We start from the raw sequence: 25,683 nt of genomic DNA on the forward strand, positions 1-25,683 counted from the left end.
TCAAACTGCCAATACGACTAGCGCTACACATTTTTTGTGTAAACAAAGAAATCATTCACCCCCAATATTTTCAGGAAAAAGGCCCCTTGCTGCTGGTGGCCAATCACCCCAACTCTTTCCTCGATGCCATTATCATAGCAGCCCATTTTAAGCACCCGATTCATTTTCTTGCCCGTGGTGATGCTTTTCGAAAACCATGGCACAATACCCTGCTTCGACTTTTGCATATGATACCGATTTACAGAATCAGCGAGGGTAGAGAAAACCTGCACAAAAATGAAGATGCATTTAAAAGATCCGCAGAACTATTACAGCAAAATCAGATCGTATTGATTTTTATAGAAGGCATCTGTTTGAACAAACATCAATTACAACCTTTTAAAAAAGGAGCTGCGAGAATCGCCTTAGCATTACTAAAAGAACAACGCCCACTGAATATTATGCCAATTACAATTGCATACAACAGCTTTCTTTCTTTCGGTAAAAACATTCGCATTCATCTGGCTGCACCCATTTCGGCAGAACAATTATTACCGTATGAGGATGATGCTAAAAACTTTCAATATTTCAATGAAAGAATGTATGAACAACTATCCGGTATGATACACGTTCCCGAAGCCTTTCGGCATCAACAACGAATACTACTTGCGCTTCCTGCCATCATTGGATTCTTTTTGCATATACCGATCTACACGCTTATAAAAAAACAAATCTATCGGCGAACAAAAGGAACCGTTTTTTTTGATTCAGTGATGTTTGGTGTCTTATTGATTTTATATCCCCTGTATCTGATTTTATTAATCGTACTCTTGTCGTTATTCCACCTACCTTTTTCGATCATAGGTCCGGTCATTTTATTGCACCCTTTTTTAGCCTGGTGTGCAGTTCAATATAAAATAACACGAAACAACAACGTGTAAACCACTAAAAATCGGTTACCTTAATGTGTTAAAACGTATCAAGAAGAAAAGATGACAGCCATTAAAAAACTCGGCAAACGAAAAAGAATTGCGCTGGTTGCCCATGACCATAAGAAAGCAGATCTCATGGAATGGGTAGTTCATAACAGAACTGTACTATCAAAACACGAGTTGTTTGCTACGGGAACCACGGGAAGAATCATTGAAGAGAAATTAGATCGACCGGTAAGAAAATTAATGAGCGGTCCAATGGGTGGTGATCAACAAATCGGCGCCATGATCGCCAACGGCGAAATAGATATGATGTTCTTCTTCTGGGATCCGATGGAAGCCCAACCTCATGATAGCGATGTTAAAGCACTACTGCGTTTATGTGTGCTTTGGAATATACCGATGGCTTGTGATAGAGCTACTGCTGATTTTCTCATCACATCACCATTCATGCACGAAGAATACGAATCACAGTTACCCGACTACAGCGATTATTTAAATCGATCTATCAAAAAACAAGAAGATGAGGGTTGAATTGAGGAGATGGCGCATGCAGGACGCACAAGCGCTGGCCGCTGTAGCTAACAATCGAAATATCTGGAACCAGGTGAGGGATTTTTTCCCGAGTCCATATACAGTAAGCGATGCCATACAATGGATCGGTATGACCGAAAAAGAATCACCGGCATTGAACTTTGCGATTCTTTATGATGGACAAGTGGTTGGAGGAGTTGGTTTAGTAACCAAACAAGATATCTATCGAAAGAACATTGAGATCGGTTATTATATCGGGGAAGCCTATTGGGGAAAAGGAATCGCAACAGAAGCCTGTAAACTTATATGCAGTTATGTCGAGCAACAAATGGATGTGGTCAGAATAGAAGCCAGTACGTTTCATCACAACAAAGCCTCGATGAGGGTGTTATTAAAAAATGGTTTTTACTTGGAAGCCATCAAGCAAAAGGCGATCATTAAAAACAATCAGTTGTTGGATGAATATTTGTGGGTGAAGCGAATGGGTAATAAGGGATAAAGAAATCAAGCAAAAAAAATAATAGAACACAATCGTCAGCGAAAAAGTTTTTAAACCAATACCAGAACACTATGAGAATTTTGTGGATTTGTTTTGCACTCATTGTAAGTGCTAGTGTAGAAGCACAGGACACGTTATCTAAAAAAGACATTCCAGCAGCAGCACGATTATTCGACCTGAATTTTACACAAAAAGAGATCGACACGATGTACGCCGGGGTGAAAGAAAATATTGGCGTGTTTCAGCGAATGCATCAGCAAAGTCTCAATAATAGCACCCAGCCGGCATTTGCACACAGTGCTATTTTACCGGGAATGCAATTCAATACCAAACAAGAAAAAATAGATTGGGGCCTTCCCAAAAATGTTGCGCTGCCGGCCAATAAAAATGAACTGGCCTGGTATAGTATACCACAGCTGGCATCACTGATCAAGAATAAAAAGATCTCTTCTACGGAACTAACAAAATTCTTTATCGAACGCATCAAAAAGTATGGTGATAGTTTACAGTGTGTGATATCTATTACTGAATCCCTTGCACTTGAACAGGCTGCGAATGCGGATGCAGAAATAGCATCCGGAAAATACCGCGGTCCTTTGCATGGTATTCCTTATGGACTCAAAGACCTGTTTGCTGTAAAAGGAACCAAAACAACCTGGGGTGCAGAGCCGTATAAAAATCAGGTAATAGATGAAGACGCTTTTGTATATACACAACTAAAAGAAGCGGGAGCCGTTTTGGTTGGCAAGTTTACGCTCGGTGCATTAGCGATGGGTGATTACTGGTATGGCGGAAGAACCAAGAACCCATGGAATACGCGCTTCGGATCATCAGGATCATCGGCAGGATCAGCATCAGCAACCGTTGCCGGATTGGTACCTTTTGCCATCGGTACAGAAACCTGGGGCTCTATCATTTCTCCTTCATCAACCTGCGGAGCTACAGGACTGAGACCCACATTCGGCGCCATCAGTCGCTCTGGTGCTATGACCCTGAGTTGGAGTTTAGACAAAGTGGGCCCCATATGCAGAAGTGCTGAAGACGCGGCCATTGTTTATTACTATATCAAAGGAACCGACGGAAAAGATAAGAGTGCGGTAAATATGCCGTTTAATTACAAACCCAATACAGACATTAAAAAAATGCGGATCGGTTATGCAAAAAATTATTTCGACAGGATCACCGATACCAGCAGAACAGAACTAAAAGTACTCGAAGCCTATCGTAACATGGGCATAGAATTAATACCGGTAGATTTTCCGGATAGTGCCGTATATCCTTTCAATATCATGGATGTGGTGATCAGCGCAGAATGTGCTGCTGCGTTTGATGATTTTACCAGAAAAGACATTGATGATTTAATGACCCGACAATTTTCTTTCGACTGGCCAAATACTTTTCGTGTATCAAGACTGATTCCTGCAGTAGAATATATCAATGCAAACAGACACCGATTACTGCTGATGCAAAAAGTAAATGAAGTAATTAGTCAGTTCGATGTGATCATTTGTCCGACAAGAGGAAGCGGCAATCAATCAGCGATCACAAATCTTACCGGACATCCGGTTATCTGTTTTCCAACTGGATTTGACAGAAGATCCAATACTCCCACCAGTATTACATTGATCGGAAAATTATTTGATGAAGCAAGTATACTGGCCGCCGCAAAAGCATATCAGCAAGTAACGGGCTGGGATGAAATGCACCCACCTGCCTATCAATAAAAAACAGTAAAACAAAAGGCCCGGATTCCGGGCTTTTTTCGTATTGTTATAGAACGGTTGTAAACCCCCTTATGGCTTTAAGATCCAATACAAACATCATCATCCTAATAACGGGAGCTGTTTTGCTCTTTGTGTTTACCATGCTCGGGGCATTTCGCCTTACGCATTTCAGCAATGATCTTTCTACTCCCGAATTTTTTATAACGGCAGATTCTGCCGATTATTCACCTGAAAAAGCACTCACTCAAATTCAAAAATATCCTGAAAAGATCACGGATGGTTTTTTCAATGCAGGATTCACACAATACCGTTGGTGGGTATTGATAACGGTTTCACCAAAGGAGAAAAGCTGGCTACAGATCGCAAATCCACACATCAATGATATTCGTATTTATGAGGAGGATGAAGGTAAGTGGCGGCAAAACTATGTATCGGGGGATTATTATCCTTATGAAAAAAGGGTCTTTGATGACCCTGATTTCTGGTATCCGATATCACCCAAACAGCAACGAATTCTGATGCTTGTAGATAAAAAAGGCGAATCACTCAATATACCCTTACGAATGATCCGTGAAAGCGCGTTGGCACCTTATCTCGCCAACCGAAACTTCTTTCATGGAATATTCTTCGGGTGGATCATTTTATTGTTGATGCTGAACGCTTTTTTATGGATCTCCCTCAAAGACCACATCCATCTGTTTTATATTCTCTATGTTTCCTTTTCTGTTTGCTGGATCATCGCACAGTGGGGAATCGGGTTTCGTTTTTTTTGGCCGGAATGGACAGACTTCACCGCAAAAGCGCGCCCCTTCTTTTCTAATGTTTCCTATATTTTTTTACTGGAATTAACCGCCCGCTTTTTTACCATACCCAATACACAGGCTTTATTTACAAGAGCGATCAGGATCGTTCAGACTTTATTGGTCATTTCAAGTATAGGATTATTACTGATCGATTATGCAAGTAGTTCAACATTGCTGCGATATGTTTTTTTAACGAGCATGAATATAATCTGGATCGTAGCAGCGATACTGATTATTCTATTCATTGCCAAGAGTTATAAAAAACAAAGAACATTATCACAGTTCTTTCTTGCCGCCATTGGTTTCTTCGCGGCGTATGTGATCTTGCTGCTTTTATCACAATACAATTTGGGAGGACAATGGATGTTCTTTGCAAATGTATATGGAGCACCAGTTGGATTTTTAGGAGAGAGTACGATTCTTTCTTTTGGTCTTTCACAACGCTATAACGTGTATAAAAAAGAAAAAGAACTGATCACACAGGCGCTGGAAAAAGAAAAAAGAGAAGTAGCCGATAAGATGATCCAAACCCAGGAAGAAGAAAGAAACAGACTGGCGCGGGAATTGCATGATGGATTAGGAGGATTATTGGGTGGGATCAGGATCGGAGCGCATCACCGTTTAAAATCAGATCCCGAAACACAAAATTGGATAGGAGAACAGATTGATCTGGCAGTAACCGACCTGCGCAATATCGCTCATGATCTGATGCCTGTGCAATTACAGGAACAGGGATTGGATAAAATCCTGGAAAAAACAGTATCAAGATGGAATGGCGGTGAAGGAATCAAGATCCGTTATAGCAGCCAACTCATCAACAGATACCCTTTGAGAACAGAGGCGGCATTATATAGGATTGTGTTGGAGCTATTGCACAATATCAAAAAACACGCAGAAGCAACAGAAGTAACCATTGAGATTTGGGAAGATGAAAAAATGAAGAAACTAACTTTGCTGGTAGAAGACAATGGAAAAGGATTCGATATGGGAAAAGAAGAGGGAATCGGATGTAAAAGTATTCGACAGCGTGTTCAGTATATGAATGGAAAAGTAAATTTGGACTCCAGTCACCTGGGCTCCACAGTGATCATAGATGTATCCTTGGAAAACGAAAACAGATAACATGAGAAAAGTAAGTGTTGCCATTGCAGATGATCATAAAATATTTGCAGAAGGCATACAAAGTGTGACCAAAGAGATCGATTGGATCATATGGGCGGGAGCGGCACATAGCGCAGCAGAAACCATTGCCTTATTCAAAGCAAAGCAGCCTGAAGTATTGTTGCTGGATTATCATTTACCCGATGGAAAAGGATCAGAAGTTGCGGCAACGATCCTTCAAGAATTTCCGAAAGCAATTATTCTGATTCTAAGCATGGAGCACGATAATGATATTATTTATCAGTGTAAAACAGCCGGGGTGAAAGGATACCTGATCAAAAACCTTTCCTCTGATGAACTGCTGGAAGCTATTCAGCAATCTGTGGATGGACAAGAAATTTTTATGTGGGCGCCCGAAAAACCAGCGACTGCAAAACATGCAGACGTACTGAGTAAAAGAGAAAAAGAGATCATACGACTGATCACACAAGGGTTGACCAGCCAGGAAATAGCAGAAAAATTATTCTTAAGCACCTATACCGTAGACACCCATCGCAGAAACATTTTGAGAAAACTGGATTTGAAAAATACCGCAATGATGGTGTTATATGCACAGCAACATCAGTTGTGAAGTGTTTGAATAAGCGGACGTTTAATCTTGTTTCGAAGCAATATAAATTTCGTGTCGATACTTTGGACTAACAATCATGATGTCTTTAGCAGAACGGTTTTGTAAAGAGAGCACAATCCCCTTTTTAAAAAAGATTTCGTTTTGTCTCTTATAAATTACCGGATCTTCAGCATCATCTTTACAGCGTTCGAATTCTTTTTGGACATCTATTTTACCTGTTACCAAATTAAAATCAAAAGAGCCAAAATATTCACAGGGTTTACCGTAATGACTTTCACACCCTATTAATTTAAACTCCCTTCCATCATAGCGATACTTGTCAGTGATATTCCATTTCCAGCTACTTCCTCCTTCTTGTAAAATTTTTAAAATACCTTTTTCAATAACCATTTCACCATATGGATCGCCCATCATTCCTCCATCACGACTACCCATCAATGCCTGTGTAGATTTTTGCCAAACGGACCATTTATGATTGACCAGTTTATATATAATCAGCTCTCTAGGAACACCATCATCTATCGCCTCTTCATCGCTTTTTGTATTATAGGCAACAACAAGTTCATCCACCCCATCTTTATCAAGATCGCCACGAATAGAGTCAACAATAGAATAATTGCGCGGAATCGGAACATTTTGTGAGAGACATACTGTTGCTGAAAAGAAAAGCATCAAGAATAAAAAGAGATGTTTCATAGGTGGGTCTTTTGTCAGGATAAAATAAAACTACAAAAACCGCACAAAAGACGACCACAAAACCAAAGCTAACTTATAGGATGTTTGTATATTTATCCAAACGATTCCATATGAAAAACATCCTGTCACTGCTGTTTCTTATCCCCTTTTCTACTGCATTGACCGCACAGGACTTTTCTGCTTATGAAAAGAAGCAATTGATCCGAGGAAACGATACGCTTCACTACCGCATTTTGTATCCGGCTAAGTATAAAAAGAACAAAGCATATCCACTTGTTATGTTTTTGCATGGCTCTGGCGAAAGGGGGAACGACAATGAAGCACAGCTTACACATGGCGCCAAACTATTTCTAGAACCTACCAATCGTAAATATTTTGAAAGCATCGTTATCTTCCCGCAATGCCCGAAAAATATGACATGGTCTAAGTACAAGCGATCTGCAGAAAGACAATGGGCAGCCGTAGATTCTGAAGGTGATGCCCCGGTTTCACAACAACTTGTGAAAGCATTAATGGATAGTCTGGTTGATACCAGACATGTAAATCCTAGAAGAGTATATCTCGGTGGATTATCAATGGGAGCTTTTGGAGCCTATGATCTGTTACGTCGCTATCCCGACTTTTTTGCGGCTGCATTTCCAATTTGTGGCATCGCAGACATACCATTGTTAGTGCATAATGCAAAAGATGTTCCTATGTGGATCTTCCATGGTGAAAAAGATCCTGTTGTATCCCCAGAGCCTAACCGCGAATTGTATAAAGCTTTGATGACAGCAGGTGCTAAAGATGTGACCTACTCAGAATATCCCGGAGTGGCACACGATAGTTGGAATAACGCGTTCGCGGAACCCAAATTATTGCCTTGGTTGTTTTCACAAAAGAAGAAGATGAAAAAGAACTAAGACAAACTTTGCGTGAATGGATTACTACGATGAATACTGAAATTTTTTTAGATCTCAATAAAAGCGTTTGAAATCATTTATCCTTGCCTGTGCTGTATTGGTTATGTATGCGTGTTCTCCGTTCAAAAAAGTAACGGTACAAGTAACACCACAATCACTGCGATTAATAGACGTGTACGATATCCCTTATCAGTTTTCGTTTCGTGAAACAACTGTAGGAGGCTTATCAGGCATTGATTATGATCATAAACAGCAAATTTTCTACACGATCAGCGATGACCGATCTTCTTTACAACCTGCGCGGTTTTATTCGATGAAGATCTTATTCAATGATCAGCAGATCGACACAGTTTTGTTTCAGCAGGTTGTTACATTGAAACAACCGAACGGACAACCCTATCCCTCTTCCAAAGAAAATCCACAACAAACACCCGACCCGGAAGCCATTCGTTATGATCCGATCCAAAAGCAATTGATATGGACCAGTGAAGGAGAAAGAATCGTAACAGCAAAAGATACCGTGATCGCAGATCCATCTATTCATTTGGTCGATAAGACCGGAAAATATATTCGCAGTCTTTCATTGCCGGATAATTTACGCATGTCAGCAATGGAAAAAGGTCCACGGAGAAACGGTGTTGTAGAAGGAGCGACATTCGCGAATAATTATCAAACTTTATTCGTTAGTCTGGAAGAACCAAGATATGAAGATGGTCCACAAGCAGCATTGGAACCGAATGATGCGTGGGTTCGTCTGTATCAGTTTAATATGGCCTATGGAAAAGCGGTTGCACAATATGCTTATAAACTTGATCCGGTTGCATATGCGCCGAATCCGGCGGGAAGTTTTATGGTGAATGGAATACCCGATATCATGGATATTGGTAACAACCGATTGTTGGTGATGGAGCGTTCTTTTTCTACTGGCAGACTTGCCTGCACGATCAAAATTTTTATGGTTGATCTGAATGGGGCCGAAGATATCAGCGCGGTGAAGAGTTTGAAAAATGCTCCGCCCCAAAAGCCACTTCGGAAAAAACTATTGCTGAATCTGGATGAGTTAGGAATCTATACTGATAATGTAGAAGGCATGTGCCTGGGGCCCAGATTAAAAAACGGAAAACGATCTTTATGGATGATCGCTGATAATAATTTCTCACCTTTGGAAAGATCACAACTCTTTTTATTTGAAGTGAATGAATCGTTATGAAGCAACTGATCTTTCTTTTTCTTTTAATATCGCTGATTGCATGCACCGAGACGATAAATTCGGGAAATCCACATGTGGTCATTGAAACAAAATATGGTGAAATTGAATTGGAGCTCTATGCCGATAAGGCCCCTGCAACAACTGCTGCTTTTTTAAGTTATGTGGATTCGGGTTTTTATGAGAACACATCTTTTTACAGGGTCTTGAATGTAAACAATCAACCTTCGAACGCGCCAAAGACAGAGATTTTACAAGGCGGATTGTGGCGCACCAAAAACGAAAAAGCAAGAAGCATTACAGGGATACCTCATGAGAGTACCGGCAAAACAGGCGTAAAACATAAAGATGGAGTGATATCTGTAGCGAGATTGGCACCCGGCACTGCGGGAAGCGAATTTTTTATTTGTATTGATGATCAACCCGGACTAGATGAAGGCGGCGAGAATGTTGAAGACAAATTAGGCTATGCCGCATTTGGAAAAGTGATCAAGGGGATGAGTGTTGTACGAAAGATTTATATGCAGAATGACAGAAATCAGTACCTCGATCCTCCGATTGCGATTTATAATGTCAGAAGAAAGTGAGAATATCAAAAAAAAGAAGATAAACTACTCATTTTCAGGTATTTTTTATAGATTTAAACAAGCCTAATTTTACTATATAATGCGTGAACAAGTATTCTGTTATCGCCGGTTATTGGTATTGTTTTTATTCATCTTCGGAATTACGGAATTGAAGGCCCAAGAACCTGATTCAACCCAACAACAGGTTGATAAATTTGCCGATACAACCGGTGGGTATGGCTTTATGTATCTTTCTACTACCTGTATAGAATGTAATCCCAAAGGTTCTGCGCACTATAAAAAATTTGCGATCATCAGTGGTTTTTATAAAGCCAAAGATTTTTATAGTTCAGTGGCAACGCGATCTGTCGGTCATTTTAAAAACAAGTTTGAAAAACTGGGTTACTTTAAAGATAAGGTAACGCAAACATGGAAATCACCCAAGCTGTTTGCAACGCTTCAAGAAATTATAGAATACCGAGATGATCTGATCGCAAAACTGAAGTCTGAAAACTATGTGGTCGTCTTTTTTGATGATCGCATTAATACAGAAGAGCTTGAACGCGAATAGAAGGCTTTTGATGGTAAGACTGATATGGGTGGTCGTACCCATTATCATAGGAACGGCACTGTACTTAAAAGGAAGAAAGGTTCCGGTCTTATTTGAACGATGGTTATTGTATAATTCAAAAGAGACAAGCTCTTTTCCCGGCTCAATATGGATACCTGATTATTTATGGTGTGTTTCACTATGGATGGCGATGGTAATGGTTTGGGATGGTTGGGATCGGATTCCAAAGAGCTGGAAAATAGGAATAGCAGTAATGGTTTCTGCAACCGAATTATTCCAATGGTTGGGATGGTTGCATGGAACAGGAGATTGGATAGATGTATTGATGTACCAAATGGCGATTTTAACCGTATATATCCTACACAAAACAAAACGAATATGAGAAACAAAAGAAATCTAATGGCAATATTGGTCGTATTGTCTTATGCAGTATTGTATGTGGCAAGCTCCGGACCAAAAGTTACAGCACCGCCTCCGGCCCCAACGATCAAGGCGCCTAGTTATGACTTTGAACCACCACAAAAAGCACCCGCAAAATCAGCTCAGGTCGTATTTCTTCTGGTAGACCCGGCGTATCAGGAAAAATTTGCGTACTCGAATTATAAAATATTCAGCGACTTTTCTAAAGCCATGGCTGCTGACTATAACGAATCATTGACCGCAAAAGGATATTCTGTTCGCGGACCTTTTGAATACTATGATCAGGTAGTGTACAACGACAAAAAGGAAAGCGATCTGTTATTACAAGTGGAAATTGATTTTGATATCAATAGTTCTAATGTAAACTGGAATACGTATTCTGAGTATGTATCAGGTAAAGGACGTTATGCTACTTACAGAACAGCCTATAAGTACGCCGGCTTTTTTATCTTGTCGGGTAAAGTAAACCTGGTTGCAGCAGAGCCGCTGACCAAAGAAAAATTATGGGCGAAAAGTATTCCGCTTAAGCAAAAGCAGGTATACATCGCTCCGGTATATAATACCCTGGAAAGAAGCTTCAATGTTGGTTTTAGCCGCGATCCCGGTGTTATCAACCCCATGATCGAAGCCTTACAGGATTATTACAAGCAGGTATTCAACACATCCTGGAATCACCTGGATCCAAATGAATTGGCACCTCTGAAGAAGGAAGTGCTGGAGATCCGCGAGAAGAAGAAGTACTAAACCAAGGAATAACCTATCCCAAATACGGCCATCCGCCTCAGGCGGATGGCTTTTTTATGCCCGAAAAGAAAAAATTGAGAATATCTTGTAACATGAATGCAGAAACTGCGATTATATAACAAGACTACAGGCAAACATCTTTGGAACCGGCAAAAACAATAACGAGCGAGGAAATTGTGGAACGGTGTAAAAAGGGCGAAACATCAGCCTTTTCTGCACTCTATCACTTGCATTCCAAAGAAGTGTACAACACGATCTATCGTCTCGTGCCCCATACAGGTGAGGCAGAGGATCTTTTACAAGAAGTATTTGTTGCAGCTTTTCAGGCCATTCATCGCTTTGAGAATACGGGTGGATTCAGGGCCTGGATCAAAAGAATTGCCATCAACCATTCTATTTCCTGGATCAGGAAACAGAAAGTAAGATGGGTAGAGCTGGAAGATAAAGACAGTTATTTGAAAGAAGAGGAAAGCATCGATGAGTCAGAATTTGTGTTCAAGGTAGCAGAAGTGAAAAAAGCGATCGATCAACTTCCGGATTCAAATAGAACCATTGTGCAATTATACCTGTTCGAAAATATTCCACAGGAAGAAATCGCACAAATATTGGGGATCTCTTATAATAATGTAAGGATCCAATACCATCGATCAAAACAAAAAATTTTAAAAAGCCTTAAAGAAGGAGGTGTTGCATGAGCAGTGAACTGGAAAAATTCATACAGCAAAATAGAGAAGCGTTTGATGATCGCACTCCCGGAGCAGATGTATTGTCTCGCATTCAGGAACGAATGGCACAAACACCTGTAAAAGAAGAACGCCCGAAAGCATTGGTGATCTCTTTCAGGACCTTACGTATCGCTGCGGCAGCTTGTGTATTGGCATTGGGGGGGTTCGGGATATGGTGGATGAATCAAGATACAGCAACAGTGGTAGCCTCCACACAAACAGTAGCGCAACAACAGAATACGCCAGCAATACCGAAAGAAGAGATCATTCAGGAGAATGCTATTGCAGCATTGCCTGAAGTTGAAAAAACAACAGGAGAAGCAGCACAACAACTCATCAAGGAAAACAACCAACAAAAGCAATTGCTATTCGCTAGTCTGGGAAATATGGAATCACCCAGCACAAGAATTGCAGCAGCGATGAAAGCTTATCGGATGCAGGAAGCAGACAGAGATATTATAGACGCACTGGTATCAACAATGAATGAAGATCCGAGTACCAATGTAAGACTGGCAGCACTAGAAGCGCTCTCTCGTTTTCACCGAGAAAATTATGTGAAGAAAAAGCTCATCGCTTCTTTGAAAAAGCAAAAAGATCCGATGGTACAGATAGAATTGATTCAAGTACTCACAGAAATGAAACAAAAATCAATTCTTGACGATTTACAGAAAATGGTGCAGGATGCAAATACAAATGATGCAGTAAAAGAACGCGCCTATTCAAGCATTTTAACCCTTGGTTCATAATACAAACAGACAAATACTGGTTCATGCATGACAGTTAGGTCTGAATCACTATCATAAAATCATAAAAAAGAAAACGAAAGAAATGAAAAAGTTCATATTCACCACAATTGTAGCGCTGATCGCAACCACAGCAGCATTTGCGCAGGATTATAAGATCGCAAAAAGTTCAGGAAAACTCATCATCAATCTACCTGGCGTATTGGTTGAAGGATATGATGGCAATGAGATCATCTTCTCTTCCAGCAAGATGAAGTCAGAAGACGATGAAAGAGCAAAAGGCTTACGTCCGATCAGCGGCTCTGGCTTGGAGGATAATACCGGTATCGGAATCAATGTAACCGATAAAGGCGGGAATATAGAAGTGAATCCTGTAGGTAAAGGTGATAACAAGATCAAGATCAAAGTACCTAAAGGAGTTGCAATCTCTTATTCATTCAATAAAGTAATGAACCATTCTGTTGCTTCATTTAAAAATGTAGAGAGCGAAATCGAAGTATCTGCATTATATAATGATGTAGAGCTTGAAAATACAACCGGACCACTTACCGTTAAATCTGTTTATGGAAGTGTAGAAGTAAAGCTGGGTCAGAATATCAAAGGGCCTGTATCACTCATATCCGTTTATAAACACGTTGATGTTGCAATGCCTGTAACTACTAAAGCCAACCTAAAGATGAATACCTCTTGGGGTGAGATACTGGCTTCTGCTGATTTTAAAATTGATATTGAAAAGTCTGGCGATATGGTGAAGTACAGCGATAACAATATCAAAGGAAAATTAAACGGGGGTGGTATTGATATGACCTTAACCTCTAACTACGGAAAAGTATACCTCCGCAAGTCTAACTAATTCCTCATCTTATCAAACATACTTGTATGAAAACAATACTCACCGTATTGTGCTGTACCCTGCTGTGCCTTGCTCAGGCACAACAGACCATCACAAAAAGCTATCCGGTAAAAGCAGGTCAGCAATTAAACCTTTCATTTGATTATCCGAAAGTAGTAAAGCTAAGCACCTGGGATAAAAATGAAGTTTCGATAACTGCATCAGTGAGCATTAACAATGGCGACAATAATGATGCTTTTCAATTGATCGAAAGTTCTGAAGGCAATACACTTACCATCAAGAATATCATCAAGGATATGGATAAACTTCCCAAACGTTATACTGTGATGAAAGATGGAAAGAAAACAGTGTTTACTTCCAAAGAAGCGTATAGGGAATTTACCGCAGACCTGAAAGGCGCTAAATATTATTCAGAAGGTGTAGAAATAGAGATCACACTCGATATTAAAGTACCGGAAAATCTCGCGACTACGTATGTAAAATCAACTTACGGTATTGTAGAGCTGGCCGACTTTAATGGACAACTAAAAGCAGATGCTACTTACGGAGGAATTGATGCATCAATCAATGAAGCGAATACCGGAAAGCTTTCTGTTACCACACATTATGGACAGATCTACACAAATCTGAAACTGACTATCACCGAAAAAGAAGAAAAAGATTTTTATACGTCAATAACAATGGCACCGGGTAAAGGTCCTGCATATTCGCTAAAATCAACTTACGGTAATCTTTACCTGCGAAAATCTGTTAAATAACCACGTAAACTGTTTCTACAGTTCACTCACTATTCTCATGTGTATGAAAGCCGCAGCATTGCGGCTTTTTTTATTCACGAATTAAACTTTTACAAAAGCAAATGACAGCAACTTTTTAACAGCAGATTGACAAAACTTTATATTCCTTTTCGCAATCACAGGCACGAAGCTTGGATACATAATAGTGTAAAGAATCCTGAACATAAAATTTACTATTATGAAAACAATGAAATGGACAGCAACACTTTTATCAGCGATATTCTTGCTGATATCTTGTAGTCGTACGGCCTATGTTCAAAAAGACAGTGATGTTGATTTTAGTAAAATAAAAACGTACAGCTGGGTAAGAACACAGGCTGATAAAGAAACGGCGAATGCATCAACCAGAAACGATGATCTTACAAATAGAAAGATCAGACAGTCCATTGACCGCAATCTCGCGGAAAAGGGATGGAAAGAGGTAAAAAATAATCCTGACGTATACCTGGTTTATGATGTGATGATCGAAAAGGAAAACAAGATCGATCGTAATGCGGTATACTCACAATCTTTTACTCGATGGTTCTTTAATCCGGCTAGCAGAAGATGGGTACCTGTATTTTATCCATCAAGGTTCCTGGGATTTGATGAGAATACCAGAACGGTGAATGAAGGAACACTGACATTGACAATGATGGACGCTGATACCGATAAAACCATTTGGCAGGGATGGACTACTTCTGAGTTAAACGGAAGAAAATTAAGTGACAAACAAATCGATAGTAAAGTAAAAGCAATCGTAAAAAAACTAGAGGAATAAGTATTGATGAATGAGAACAAAGTCGCTTCTGATAAGAAGCGGCTTTAATTTTTGGCAGATAGTTGATCGATACGCGTTTGCAAAAGTATTTTCTCGGCTTCGGAATTCGCCATAGACATCGCCTGCAGAAAATATATTTTAGCTTGAATACGGTCGCTTAGTTTCATATAGAGATAACCTAACACCGAACTATAGTGATGATCATTTTTCAACAACAACTCAATACCGGGAATGGAAAGTACTTCACCAATGGCTTTTTCAGTATCACCATTGGCATGTATAACAAGTGCACGGTTTAATAAAATAACCGGAGAAGCATCTGTTTGTATCAATAGATCATACCAATATAACAATTGCCCCCAGTTGGTTTCGTTATAAAGCGTCGCTTTGCAATGCTCTGCAGCAATGGCGGCTTCAATATGGTATTTACTGATCTTATCTCCTTCCGCAGCCGCATTCAAATAATAATATCCAACCTGAATAAGTTCTTTATCCCATAAAGAACGGTCTTGGTGTTCAAGCAGGATGAATTGTTGTGTATCTGAAAAACGACTGTCAAATCTTGCAGCATGCAAACACATCAGTGCCAATAGTGCCTGATTGATTGGATCTTTTACAGCCGTATGTTCACATAAAATCTTACAGCAGCGCAAGGCCTCCATGCATAGATCGCGACGGATCAATTCGTCGGTTTTACGTGCATAATAACCTTCGTTGAATAAAAGATAGAGTACGATTCGAACAGCTTCGAGTCTGTTAGACAATTCTTTTCCAGATGGGATTTCTAATTCAATATGTTCACTTACCAGAAATTCTTTGGCTCTGCTCAGTCTTTTCTGAACAACTGGATCTGTTAGTACCAATGCTTTTGCAATTTCGCTTATTGAAAAAGAAAAAACAAGCTTTAATGTAAGTGCAATCTGGTCTTCTTTTTTTAAAGAGGGATGACAACAAGCAAAGATCATTCGCAACTCGCTATCACTGATTTCATGATCATGGAAAAATGACGCTACTTGTTCGCTATAATTAGCGTTATCCTGTGATTGAACAAAGCGAGCATGATAGTTGATCCTTCTCAGCAGGTCAACTGCTTTGTTCTTCGCCGTCTTCATTAGCCAGGCTTCGGGTTGGTCCGGAATGCCTTTTAACTTCCAATGCTGTAGTGCACTGATAAAAGACTCCTGCACAATGTCTTCAATAAGATTCAGGTGTTTGAAACCTGCGAGACGTGATAAAACAGCAACCATCTTTCCCGATTGTTGCCGGAAAAGATGGTCAATGGTTTGTTCAGTATGTTGTTGAAGGTTCATTATTGAAATACAACAACATCTCGAACTTCAACAGATCCGCCCAATGGTAGATCAGGGCAGTCTTGTGCGATCTTTACAGCAGCTTCAATATTATCTGCCTTTACAATAAAGAAGCCGCCTACCATTTCTTTACTTTCAATAAAAGGTCCATCGGTCACCACATTGCCCTTGTGTAGTGTTTTACCTGTAGGCATCAAGGCTTCTCCGGAAACATAGGTTCCGTTAGCTTGTAGCTGACCTACCCAGGCCATCCATTTTTCCATATTCTGCTGCATTTCTTCTGGAGATGCAGTAAAGGGATCCAGTCCTCCGCGGAAGACAAACATAAAATTGCTCATACCGGTTGTTTTAAAGATGAATGAAACGATTAACTATTACAAGACGAATAGCGCAGACCGAATCAGACAAAAAAGATAAATTTTTTTTCTGCGGAAAAAGAAAAAGAAGGGTTAAGCTATTGGAAAGAAGGATAAACGGAATTAAAAAGGCTTATAAGCATACACTACTTCATAGGGCTGCTTTTTCAATGCGGGAAGGATCTCTCCGATTTTCAGGTTCTTTTTTTGGGGTGTTGGTTCACAAACCCAATATTGTTCTCCATTATAAACGATCGGAGTACCGGTAGCATGTTCAAAATGTACAGCAACAGTAATATGTGTGGGATATGATAAAACGATCATTGGCAGGTTATAGATCTCTTTAATGATATTGAAGAAGAAAGCAGACCTGTCTTCACAGTCGCTATACTCATAGAACAGCGTTTGTTCGGCAGACAATCTTCTTTCTTTACCATAAGCCTTTGTGTCGGTTTCAAATAAAAATGCCGATCGAGTGAATTGCATCAGATAATCTACTCCTTGCTGATGTGTCATACCTTTCACGGCTTCACGAAGTACCGGGATCAAAGAGTTGTATGTGGTCTGACTCAATGGAATACTGAATTGAGAAGCATATTCCACCACCGGATAATTGGTAAAGATCTTCTGCATTTGCTGATCTAGTACCACATTAAAACGATAGTCTTTATTCTTATAATCAAACTGAAGTTGCTTAACGGTATAGTTGTTCTTTTTCAGAATGGGTAGACTGGTTACCTTATATGAAAAACGATTGGTGCCACCTACACCCAATGCAAGTGTGGTGAAAGACATGGCATCAAAGTTTACATTGCTGTTGTAATCATGATAGTTCAGACAAACATATTGCTGATCATCCTTCATATAATAGGGCACATCATAGATCACTTCTTCGCTTCTTACATACAACAATAGGGTATCATTTCTGAAGCGCGTAGTAGATGAATAACCTGATTCATTCAATAAAAACCATTTGAATAAAGTATAGCGATGATAGTTGACCGCTTTCGGACTCAATTTTTCCGCAGTTGTTCTGATGAGTTGATAGTAAAACCAATCATCTAATTTTTTCTGATCACGGTACTGAATAAGGGTCTGGATCATGGGTTGATACAGGCTATTCTTTAAGTGCTCATAAAAACCACTGATACTCTTTTTAGATAGTTGTTCTTCAAAAGGCACATTCATAGAAGCATCCACGGGGAATTGTAGACTGTCTCCATAAAAATCGATCACGGTAACAGAACGATCCAAGCGATCTTGTGAAAAACCGGTGGAAATGTATAAAACCGTGATTATGAATAATATGAACCCCTTTTTCGTCAAATTCAATGCGTTTGTGCTTACTGAATTTACGAAATGGTAACAATTATTTAATATTAAATCTTCTAGGATTAGCTAAACCATTGATTTAGAAGCTTCTTAAAGCATGTGTGATACCTTGTTTATGGTAATAAGAAACAACTTTGCCATTTTGTACCGCCGGAATCCAACGGGGACTTTGTCTGAAAACACGTAAGGTTTCCATATCAACAGACCATTCTACAGACTTATCGATATTCAGTTCAGAAACGGCACCGGTTGTATCTACTTTGAAGCTGATCACAACCCTTTCTTTGCTACCGAGTGGAAAAATTTGTTTGAATCGCCCTGGTGTTTCCAGATTTTTCTCCAGGTATTTGACCCAGCCCTCCACTCCACCTTTGAATTCGGGTGGTTTATTATCACTTGTAAAATTATTCTTCATAAAGAATAGAGCATCCATTGGTTCTTCAGGTCTTCCATCTGAATAATAGATGGTTTTGGTTTCGTAGTTTCTCGTCAAAACTCTTTTGCCATTTTCATACTGTATCAAAGCAAGTGTAGAGCCATCCGGTTTTTTGTACTCCCAAAAACCATCTTTTTTGCCATAGCTTACTAGTCCGGTACTGTCTATATGACCACTACTATTGTACCATGCAAATCTTCCATGAGGTATTTGTAATTCATTATCGCGGTAAGTTTCACATCGGATCATGGGTCCGTTTTTATGATAGAAGCGACAGGAATAAGTGGTATCATTCTCTCGTAACTTATACATGAAATAAGTGGCCTTGTCGATGCTATTAATCGGTGACCAATCTTCTTTAAACGCAAAGAATTGTTCATTGGATTTTTGAGCGTTTGTCACCAACAGCATACAAACGAAAACATAAAAAAGAATAAAGCGTTTTTGCATTAACATGTTGAATAAATAAAAGGAATGGATTTAAAAACAAATAACAAAACTGGTGCCTTTACCGATCTCGCTGTTGACCTGAATGGTTCCGCCCATACTGGTAACGTGATTATGAACGAGGTACAGACCGATACCCTTGCTGTCTGCATGATCATGAAAGCGTTGGTGTTTGCCAAAGATTTTATCCTTTACCAGCTCCATATCAAAGCCAATTCCATTATCGGTAATACTTAAATATTGTTTTTCATTTTCTACCCAGGTATGAATATCAATGAGGGGGTTTCTACCCGGCATAGCATATTTGATGGAATTGGTAATGAGGTTCAGAAAAATACTTTCTAAATAACTTTTTTTGAAAAGCACGGTTGGAAGCGACTCAAAATCTGTTTGAATGATCGTACGAGAATCAATGATAAGGCTGCTAATGGATTGGGTAACTTTTTTCAACACATCCTCAAAAAGAACAGACTCTTTTTCTGTATTGATACGATCATTTTCCGCCAGGATATCTACATAATCATTCAAAGTGTTCTTCAACTGTTCTGTACCGGTTTTCAGGATCGATAAAAATTGTTGTACCTGTTCATCATCGATCTTTCTCTTATTAAGCAGATTAAAAACATTCAAGAGATTATTGACCGGTGAACGCAGGTCGTGAGAAGTAGTATAGGATAATCGCTTCAAATCAGCATTCAGCGCAGATAGTTCAGCAATGAGTTTATTTCTGTCTTCTTCTTCTTTCTTTTTGTGGGTAATATTTTTGGCGATCGCATATACCAGTTCTTCTTCTGCAACCGGCATGGAAGTCCAATACAACCAAACCACTTCGCCGCTTTTAGTGATATAACGGTTTTCGAAATGATACAGCGGAGAACCGTTTAATAATTCTTTTCTGTGTTGTGCGGTCTTATCCTGATCATCCGGATGAATAAATGAAGAAATCCTACGCGACATCAGCTCTTCTTCTGAATAGCCTAATACCTTCGCAACAGCGCTATTAATTTTTTTGAAATAACCATCATAACCGGCAATACAAAACAGGTCTGCGGAGAGCTCAAAAAAATTTTCGAGGTGATAGGCTGAAATATCGATATCGGATCTTGAATTCAAGTCCATAGAATGAAGAATTGATACAAACTTTCATTGTAAATATAATGTATCGCTTGTTTATAATTGAGTGATACAACCCAACAAAATTCTCTCTTGTTTAAATATTATCTCTCGTAACTTTATCAGCTTTCTTTAAGTGTAAAAAAATGCCATTCAAACTCCATTCATCTTATTCTCCTGCAGGTGATCAACCCTCCGCCATTGCACAATTAACAGAGGGTCTTCTGAATGGAGAGCAGTATCAGACCTTATTGGGGGTGACGGGCAGTGGTAAAACATTTACCATGGCCAATGTGATTCAGCAGGTGCAAAGACCCACATTGGTACTCACACACAATAAAACACTGGTTGCGCAATTGTATGGAGAGTTCAAACAATTCTTTCCGGAGAATGCGGTCGGGTATTTTGTTAGCTATTATGACTATTACCAACCGGAAGCATATATGCCGGTGAGCGATACCTATATCGAAAAAGATTTAAGCATCAATGAGGAGCTGGACAAGCTTCGTTTACAAGCCACTTCACAATTGCTGAGTGGTAGAAGAGATATCATCGTAGTAGCGAGTGTGAGTTGTATTTATGGTATGGGTAACCCTACGGAATATGAAAACGGGATCATTCGAATTCACAAAGGTCAGGTCATATCTCGTCAGGGTTTTTTGCATCAATTGGTAAATGCATTGTATAACAGAAGTCAGGAAGAATTCAAGCGCGGTACTTTTCGTGTGAAGGGGGATACGGTAGATATCAATCTGCCTTATGTAGATTTTGGATATCGAATTACCTTCTTTGGTGATGAGATCGAAGAAATTGAAAGCATAGAAACAGCAACCAGCAAAAGAATCGGACTGATGGAGAATGCAGCCATCTTTCCTGCGAACCTTTATCTCGCGCCCAAAGACATGATACAACAGGTGATGAATGAGATACAGGATGAAATGATGGCACAGGTAGAATACTTTAAGAATACCGGAAAATTTATTGAAGCACAACGTATCAAAGAAAGAGTAGAATATGATCTGGAAATGATCCGCGAACTTGGATATTGTAATGGTATTGAAAACTATTCCCGCTTTTTTGACCGAAGGAAACCGGGAACGCGTCCGTTTTGTTTATTGGATTATTTTCCCAAAGATTTTTTATGTGTGATTGATGAAAGCCATCAGACCATTCCACAAGTAGCCGGAATGTATGGCGGAGATAGAAGTCGGAAGCTGGTATTGGTTGATTATGGTTTTCGCTTACCCAGTGCCATGGATAACCGTCCGCTGAACTTTCATGAATTTGAATCATTGATCGGACAAACGGTTTTTGTAAGTGCTACACCCGGAGATTATGAATTGGAAAAAACGGGTGGCGTGGTGGTGGAGCAGGTTGTAAGACCTACCGGATTACTGGATCCGCCCATTGAGATCAGACCAAGTGTGAACCAGATAGATGATCTGTTGGATGAAATTGATAAACGTGTAAAAAAAGGAGATCGTGTTCTGGTGACCACACTCACCAAGCGAATGGCGGAGGAAATGGATAAATACCTGGGTCGTATCAACATCAAATCCAAATACATTCATAGTGATGTAGATACCCTAGAGCGAGTTGAGATCTTACGTGATCTGAGATTGGGAGTGATTGATGTATTGGTCGGTGTCAATCTTTTGAGAGAAGGACTCGATCTTCCGGAAGTTTCATTGGTAGCGATTCTGGATGCAGATAAAGAAGGGTTCCTGCGTAATGAAAGATCATTGACACAAACAGCAGGACGTGCTGCCCGTAACGTAGATGGTCTGGTGATCTTTTACGCAGACACCATTACAGAAAGTATGCAGCGTACTATTGATGAAACGACCCGCAGAAGAGAAAAGCAGATCGCTTATAATATTGAACATGGCATTACGCCAAAAACCGTTTCAAAAAGTAAGGAGCAGGTCTTTGCACAAACTTCTGTGCTGGATATTAAAGGATATGATCCATCCAATCCATATGCACTGCAAAAAGATGAGCCATTGATACAAACAGCGGCAGAAGAGCAGGTAGAATATAAAACGATCCCGCAATTAGAGAAAGCAATCAATGCCATCAAAAAGCAAATGGAAAAAGCTGCCCGCGATCTGGATTTCATTGAAGCAGCAAGATTGAGAGATGAAATGTTTTCGTTAAAGAAGAAGCTGGAAAATTTGTCTGCCTAAGACTGATCAATTTGCTACATTCTCAAATTTTCAAATTATCTTGTTATCCATTGCTTGCCATGAGAATACTCTGGAAAATCTACCTGTGGATCACGGGATGGAAAGTCCGGGATAATTTCCCGTACCATCTGAAAAAATGCATCGTGATCGTTGCGCCGCATACGAGCGCATGGGATTTTGTAATTGGTCTCGCCATTCGAAGCGTACTTCGACTCACACATGTAAAATATTTAGGGAAGGCAGAATTATTTCAAGGAAGATTTGGGTTTTTCTTTCGTAGACTAGGTGGTTATCCGGTCGATCGTTTCAATAATAAGAATATGGTAGATCAGGTAGCAGAATTATTTGATCAACATGAGACATTTGTATTGGCGCTCTCTCCGGAGGGAACCCGAAAAAAAGTAGACCGATTAAGAACCGGCTTTTATCACATCGCCAAAAAAGCAAATGTTCCGATCGTAATGGCGGCGATGGATTTCACTAAAAAAGAAGCCTGGTTTTCTGAACCCTTTCTTACATCCGATAATGAAGAAGCTGATTTTAGAAAGATCATAGATTTCTATGCACCTGTTCAGGGAAAAATTCCTGAACAAGGATTGGCACACCTGAAAGAATCATCATTTGTTTAATTCATGATAACCCCCCGAAACATGAACTACCCAAACATTGTTGAAAAATTTTGTGAGTACGAAAAAACAACACCCTCACGTTTATTTTTAGCTGAACCCGTGAGAGGCGTGTACCAACATTTTACCTGGGCAGAAGCAGGTGTACAGATCAGAAGCATGGCTGCAGCTTTGCGTTCTTTCGGATATGGTAAAGATGATAAGATAGCCATACTCAGTAAAAACTGCGCTCACTGGATCATGGCTGATCTGGCCATTGCCATGGCCGGTTGTGTGTCAGTTCCTTTATATCCAAATATTACTGCAGATGCTTTGCGTGATATTATTGTTCATAGCGAGAGCAAAGCAATTTTTATCGGAAAACTGGATAACCCGGACGCTATTCGTCAAGGAGTTCCTGATTCCTTATTACAGATCACTTTTCCTTTTTATCCCAACGCAGATTGTATCAACTGGAATGATCTGGTAAAAAGTCACGAACCTTTGCAAGGCGTGCCACAGCTAGACCCTTTTTCTTTGGCGTGTATTGTCTATACTTCCGGAACTACAGGACAATCAAAAGGGGTGATGCATACCTATCATGCCATGTCATTTGCAGTTCAGTCATTCCTGGACAATTTTCCAGAGATCAAAAAGGAAATATTCTTTTCATACTTACCCCTTTGTCATGTAGCCGAAAGGATGTTGGTAGAGTGTGGCACTGTTTTCACGGGTAGTACGGTTTATTTTGTGGAGTCACTAGATACGTTTGCTACCAATCTTGCACATACACAACCAACAGTTTTTCTCGCGGTACCGCGTATCTGGGAAAAGATGCAAGAAGGTGTATTGAAAAAAATGCCACAAGCAAAGTTGGATCGCTTGTTAAAAATTCCCCTGATCAGTGGATTGATCAAAAAAATGATCCGAAAGAAATTAGGCTTAGGAAGAGCGCAACATATTTTCACTGGAGCATCACCCATCAATCCCGCATTATTACAGTGGTATGCGAAATTGGGGATTATTATTCAGGAAGCATATGGCATGACAGAGAACGTGGCTTTATCTCATGTCAATAAAAAGCATTCCGCAAAATTTGGAACCGTAGGTCAACCTTATGCATCTGTTGAAGTGAGATTGGGTAAAGACAATGAGGTACAGGTAAAGAGCCCGGCTTCTATGTTGGGTTATTATAAGGAGCCCGAGTTATCGGCACAATGTTTTGAAGATGGTTTTTTAAAAACGGGTGATGAGGGATCTATTGATGCAGAAGGATACCTGACTATTACCGGCCGTATCAAAGATCAATTCAAAACCGGAAAGGGTAAGTATATCACACCGGCACCAATGGAAAATACATTGGGAGCTCATGAATATGTAGGGCAGGCTTGTGTTGTTGGATCGGGAATGTCTTCAGCACTGGTTTTATGTACTTTGTCGGAACAGGCAAAAGCGGTACCGGTCAATGATGTGCAACAAGAACTGGAAAATTTATTGCGAAGCCTCAATACACAGTTAGAGCATCATGAACAATTGGCACGCATGGTCGTGTGTAAAGAAGAATGGAGTATTCAAAATGGCTTACTGACCCCAACGCTTAAGATCAAGCGGAAAAATATCGATCAGCAATATGCACAGTCATATCCGGATTGGCTACGCGCGGAGCAAATAATTATTTTTGAATAGGAAGAGTTTGGGCATCTCTCATTTTTGGCACAATATTGTTATGGTTCTTTCGTTATAATTATCGAATGATCATATTTCAAATTGTAAATGCATGAGAACCAATCGTTTTATAGTCGCATTCGCGTCTTCTGTACTGCTTTTTTCCTGTGTGAGCAGTAAAAAATTCAAAGATTCAGAAGCCAAGTATACACAGTTAAGTGGTGCTTATCTTGAAATGCAGGGCAAGTACCGTGAACTACAAGATGAGATCAAAGACCTCGAAAACCAATTGGCCAAATCAAAAGGACAAAACAGCGAACTTAACACCCGTAAGCAAGCACTGGAAGATCAAATAGCAGACCTGAATAAGCAAATTGATTTTCTGAAACAAAACAATACGACTGTATTGAATCAGTTGAAAGATCTTTCTGTAGTAACGGGTGCTCAGGCAGAAAGTATTAAAAAGTCGCTAGAGAATATCGGTGCAAAAGACCTGTATATCCGTGATCTGCAAGGTTCAATCGCCCGTAAAGATTCATTGAATATGGCTCTGGTCATGAACCTGAAAGGCGCTATCGGTAATTTGAATGATGAAGATATCAATATCAAAGTCGATAAAGGAGTAGTGTATGTTGATATTTCTGATAAACTTTTATTCAAAAGCGCGAGCTATGAAGTAACAGACAGAGCCAAAGAGGTACTGGGTAAAGTTGCTAAAGTGTTGAATGCGCAACCTGAAATAGAATTTATCGTAGAAGGACATACCGATTCTCTCCCGATCAAAACAGCAGCGATCCAGGATAACTGGGATCTGAGTGTGAGAAGAGCAACTACAGTTGTTCGCATTTTGCAAGAGACCTATGGAATCGATCCTAAGCGTATGACAGCAGCGGGAAGAAGTCAGTATATTCCTTTGAAAGATAATGGTACGGCGGAAGGACGTGCGGCTAATCGCAGAACGCGTATTGTGATCCAGCCAATGTTGGATCAGTTCTTCAAATTATTAGAGACAAAACCACAGCAATAAAGTACATACTAACCCAACC

27 protein-coding genes are annotated in these 25,683 nt (G+C 39.9%); 21 read left to right on the top strand and 6 right to left on the bottom strand.

What is annotated here, in order from left to right; all coding sequences use genetic code 11:
• The first annotated feature begins 95 nt into the window (after positions 1 to 95).
• The 6 genes from ABXG83_RS09960 (at position 96) to ABXG83_RS09985 (ending at position 6,203) form a co-directional block, all read left to right on the top strand.
• Entirely contained in the window at positions 96 to 920 is an 825-nt protein-coding gene (locus tag ABXG83_RS09960; RefSeq protein WP_353550763.1) for a 1-acyl-sn-glycerol-3-phosphate acyltransferase, read from the top strand.
• 51 nt (positions 921 to 971) lie between these two features.
• Complete coding sequence (locus tag ABXG83_RS09965) at positions 972 to 1,445, top strand: methylglyoxal synthase (RefSeq protein ID WP_353548710.1); 474 nt, start codon at positions 972 to 974, stop codon at positions 1,443 to 1,445.
• Positions 1,435 to 1,944, top strand: coding sequence for a GNAT family N-acetyltransferase (locus tag ABXG83_RS09970; RefSeq protein ID WP_353548711.1), 510 nt, complete (start codon positions 1,435 to 1,437; stop codon positions 1,942 to 1,944). Before ABXG83_RS09965 ends, ABXG83_RS09970 begins: the two co-directional genes overlap by 11 nt.
• Before the next feature lie 71 nt (positions 1,945 to 2,015).
• Positions 2,016 to 3,668, top strand: coding sequence for an amidase (locus tag ABXG83_RS09975; RefSeq protein WP_353548712.1), 1,653 nt, complete (start codon positions 2,016 to 2,018; stop codon positions 3,666 to 3,668).
• Positions 3,669 to 3,739: 71 nt separating this feature from the next.
• Positions 3,740 to 5,593: a 7TM diverse intracellular signaling domain-containing protein gene (locus tag ABXG83_RS09980; RefSeq protein WP_353548713.1), complete on the top strand. Its 1,854-nt coding sequence runs from the start codon at positions 3,740 to 3,742 to the stop codon at positions 5,591 to 5,593.
• 1 nt (position 5,594) lies between these two features.
• A complete protein-coding gene (locus tag ABXG83_RS09985; RefSeq protein WP_353548714.1) occupies positions 5,595 to 6,203 on the top strand; it encodes a response regulator transcription factor in 609 nt (202 codons plus the stop codon).
• A gap of 21 nt (positions 6,204 to 6,224) precedes the next feature.
• Here ABXG83_RS09985 and ABXG83_RS09990 read toward each other — a convergent pair whose 3' ends face one another.
• Positions 6,225 to 6,899 (bottom strand): hypothetical protein, encoded by a 675-nt coding sequence (locus ABXG83_RS09990; RefSeq protein WP_353548715.1) that lies wholly within the window; start codon positions 6,897 to 6,899, stop codon positions 6,225 to 6,227.
• Between the two features lie 110 nt (positions 6,900 to 7,009).
• On the opposite strand from ABXG83_RS09990, the gene ABXG83_RS09995 reads away from it, so the two are divergent.
• The 11 genes from ABXG83_RS09995 (at position 7,010) to ABXG83_RS10045 (ending at position 15,187) form a co-directional block, all read left to right on the top strand.
• Entirely contained in the window at positions 7,010 to 7,801 is a 792-nt protein-coding gene (locus tag ABXG83_RS09995; protein WP_353548716.1) for an alpha/beta hydrolase, read from the top strand.
• A gap of 67 nt (positions 7,802 to 7,868) precedes the next feature.
• Positions 7,869 to 9,011: an esterase-like activity of phytase family protein gene (locus ABXG83_RS10000; protein WP_353548717.1), complete on the top strand. Its 1,143-nt coding sequence runs from the start codon at positions 7,869 to 7,871 to the stop codon at positions 9,009 to 9,011.
• Positions 9,008 to 9,595 (top strand): peptidylprolyl isomerase, encoded by a 588-nt coding sequence (locus tag ABXG83_RS10005; protein ID WP_353548718.1) that lies wholly within the window; start codon positions 9,008 to 9,010, stop codon positions 9,593 to 9,595. Before ABXG83_RS10000 ends, ABXG83_RS10005 begins: the two co-directional genes overlap by 4 nt.
• A gap of 79 nt (positions 9,596 to 9,674) precedes the next feature.
• Positions 9,675 to 10,145, top strand: coding sequence for a hypothetical protein (locus tag ABXG83_RS10010; RefSeq protein ID WP_353548719.1), 471 nt, complete (start codon positions 9,675 to 9,677; stop codon positions 10,143 to 10,145).
• A gap of 10 nt (positions 10,146 to 10,155) precedes the next feature.
• The gene (locus ABXG83_RS10015) at positions 10,156 to 10,527 is read left to right on the top strand and encodes a hypothetical protein (RefSeq protein ID WP_353548720.1); all 372 of its coding nucleotides are present in this window, start codon (positions 10,156 to 10,158) and stop codon (positions 10,525 to 10,527) included.
• Positions 10,524 to 11,309, top strand: coding sequence for a hypothetical protein (locus ABXG83_RS10020; RefSeq protein ID WP_353548721.1), 786 nt, complete (start codon positions 10,524 to 10,526; stop codon positions 11,307 to 11,309). Before ABXG83_RS10015 ends, ABXG83_RS10020 begins: the two co-directional genes overlap by 4 nt.
• A gap of 176 nt (positions 11,310 to 11,485) precedes the next feature.
• Entirely contained in the window at positions 11,486 to 12,004 is a 519-nt protein-coding gene (locus ABXG83_RS10025; protein ID WP_353548722.1) for an RNA polymerase sigma factor, read from the top strand.
• The gene (locus ABXG83_RS10030) at positions 12,001 to 12,780 is read left to right on the top strand and encodes a HEAT repeat domain-containing protein (RefSeq protein ID WP_353548723.1); all 780 of its coding nucleotides are present in this window, start codon (positions 12,001 to 12,003) and stop codon (positions 12,778 to 12,780) included. The genes ABXG83_RS10025 and ABXG83_RS10030 overlap by 4 nt, the downstream gene beginning before the upstream one ends.
• 82 nt (positions 12,781 to 12,862) lie before the next feature.
• Positions 12,863 to 13,630 (top strand): hypothetical protein, encoded by a 768-nt coding sequence (locus ABXG83_RS10035; protein ID WP_353548724.1) that lies wholly within the window; start codon positions 12,863 to 12,865, stop codon positions 13,628 to 13,630.
• Between the two features lie 26 nt (positions 13,631 to 13,656).
• Positions 13,657 to 14,388 (top strand): hypothetical protein, encoded by a 732-nt coding sequence (locus ABXG83_RS10040; protein ID WP_353548725.1) that lies wholly within the window; start codon positions 13,657 to 13,659, stop codon positions 14,386 to 14,388.
• Positions 14,389 to 14,605: 217 nt separating this feature from the next.
• Entirely contained in the window at positions 14,606 to 15,187 is a 582-nt protein-coding gene (locus ABXG83_RS10045; RefSeq protein ID WP_353548726.1) for a DUF4136 domain-containing protein, read from the top strand.
• Positions 15,188 to 15,231: 44 nt separating this feature from the next.
• Here ABXG83_RS10045 and ABXG83_RS10050 read toward each other — a convergent pair whose 3' ends face one another.
• The 5 genes from ABXG83_RS10050 to ABXG83_RS10070 form a co-directional block, all read right to left on the bottom strand.
• Complete coding sequence (locus tag ABXG83_RS10050; protein WP_353548727.1) at positions 15,232 to 16,497, bottom strand: sigma-70 family RNA polymerase sigma factor; 1,266 nt, start codon at positions 16,495 to 16,497, stop codon at positions 15,232 to 15,234.
• Positions 16,497 to 16,835 (bottom strand): YciI family protein, encoded by a 339-nt coding sequence (locus ABXG83_RS10055; RefSeq protein WP_353548728.1) that lies wholly within the window; start codon positions 16,833 to 16,835, stop codon positions 16,497 to 16,499. Before ABXG83_RS10055 ends, ABXG83_RS10050 begins: the two co-directional genes overlap by 1 nt.
• Positions 16,836 to 16,976: 141 nt before the next feature.
• The gene (locus tag ABXG83_RS10060) at positions 16,977 to 18,107 is read right to left on the bottom strand and encodes a hypothetical protein (protein WP_353548729.1); all 1,131 of its coding nucleotides are present in this window, start codon (positions 18,105 to 18,107) and stop codon (positions 16,977 to 16,979) included.
• 157 nt (positions 18,108 to 18,264) lie between these two features.
• Positions 18,265 to 19,077 carry an energy transducer TonB gene (locus ABXG83_RS10065; protein ID WP_353548730.1) on the bottom strand — a complete coding sequence of 271 codons (813 nt, stop codon included), beginning with the start codon at positions 19,075 to 19,077 and terminating at the stop codon, positions 18,265 to 18,267.
• 24 nt (positions 19,078 to 19,101) lie between these two features.
• A complete protein-coding gene (locus ABXG83_RS10070) occupies positions 19,102 to 20,187 on the bottom strand; it encodes a PAS domain-containing sensor histidine kinase (protein WP_353548731.1) in 1,086 nt (361 codons plus the stop codon).
• A gap of 140 nt (positions 20,188 to 20,327) precedes the next feature.
• Between ABXG83_RS10070 and uvrB the strand changes: the two genes are divergently transcribed.
• From uvrB to ABXG83_RS10090, 4 genes are all read left to right on the top strand, one after another.
• Complete coding sequence (uvrB, locus tag ABXG83_RS10075) at positions 20,328 to 22,367, top strand: excinuclease ABC subunit UvrB (protein ID WP_353548732.1); 2,040 nt, start codon at positions 20,328 to 20,330, stop codon at positions 22,365 to 22,367.
• Positions 22,368 to 22,426: 59 nt separating this feature from the next.
• On the top strand, positions 22,427 to 22,996 hold the full coding sequence (locus ABXG83_RS10080; RefSeq protein WP_353548733.1) for a 1-acyl-sn-glycerol-3-phosphate acyltransferase: 570 nt from the start codon (positions 22,427 to 22,429) through the stop codon (positions 22,994 to 22,996).
• A gap of 21 nt (positions 22,997 to 23,017) precedes the next feature.
• Positions 23,018 to 24,658 carry an AMP-binding protein gene (locus ABXG83_RS10085; protein ID WP_353548734.1) on the top strand — a complete coding sequence of 547 codons (1,641 nt, stop codon included), beginning with the start codon at positions 23,018 to 23,020 and terminating at the stop codon, positions 24,656 to 24,658.
• A 91-nt stretch (positions 24,659 to 24,749) separates the two neighbouring features.
• Positions 24,750 to 25,664, top strand: a complete 915-nt coding sequence (locus ABXG83_RS10090) for an OmpA family protein (RefSeq protein ID WP_353548735.1) — start codon at positions 24,750 to 24,752, stop codon at positions 25,662 to 25,664.
• Positions 25,665 to 25,683: the final 19 nt, after the last annotated feature.

Origin of the sequence: Sediminibacterium sp. KACHI17, assembly GCF_040362915.1 — a bacterium.
GTDB lineage: Bacteria > Bacteroidota > Bacteroidia > Chitinophagales > Chitinophagaceae > Sediminibacterium.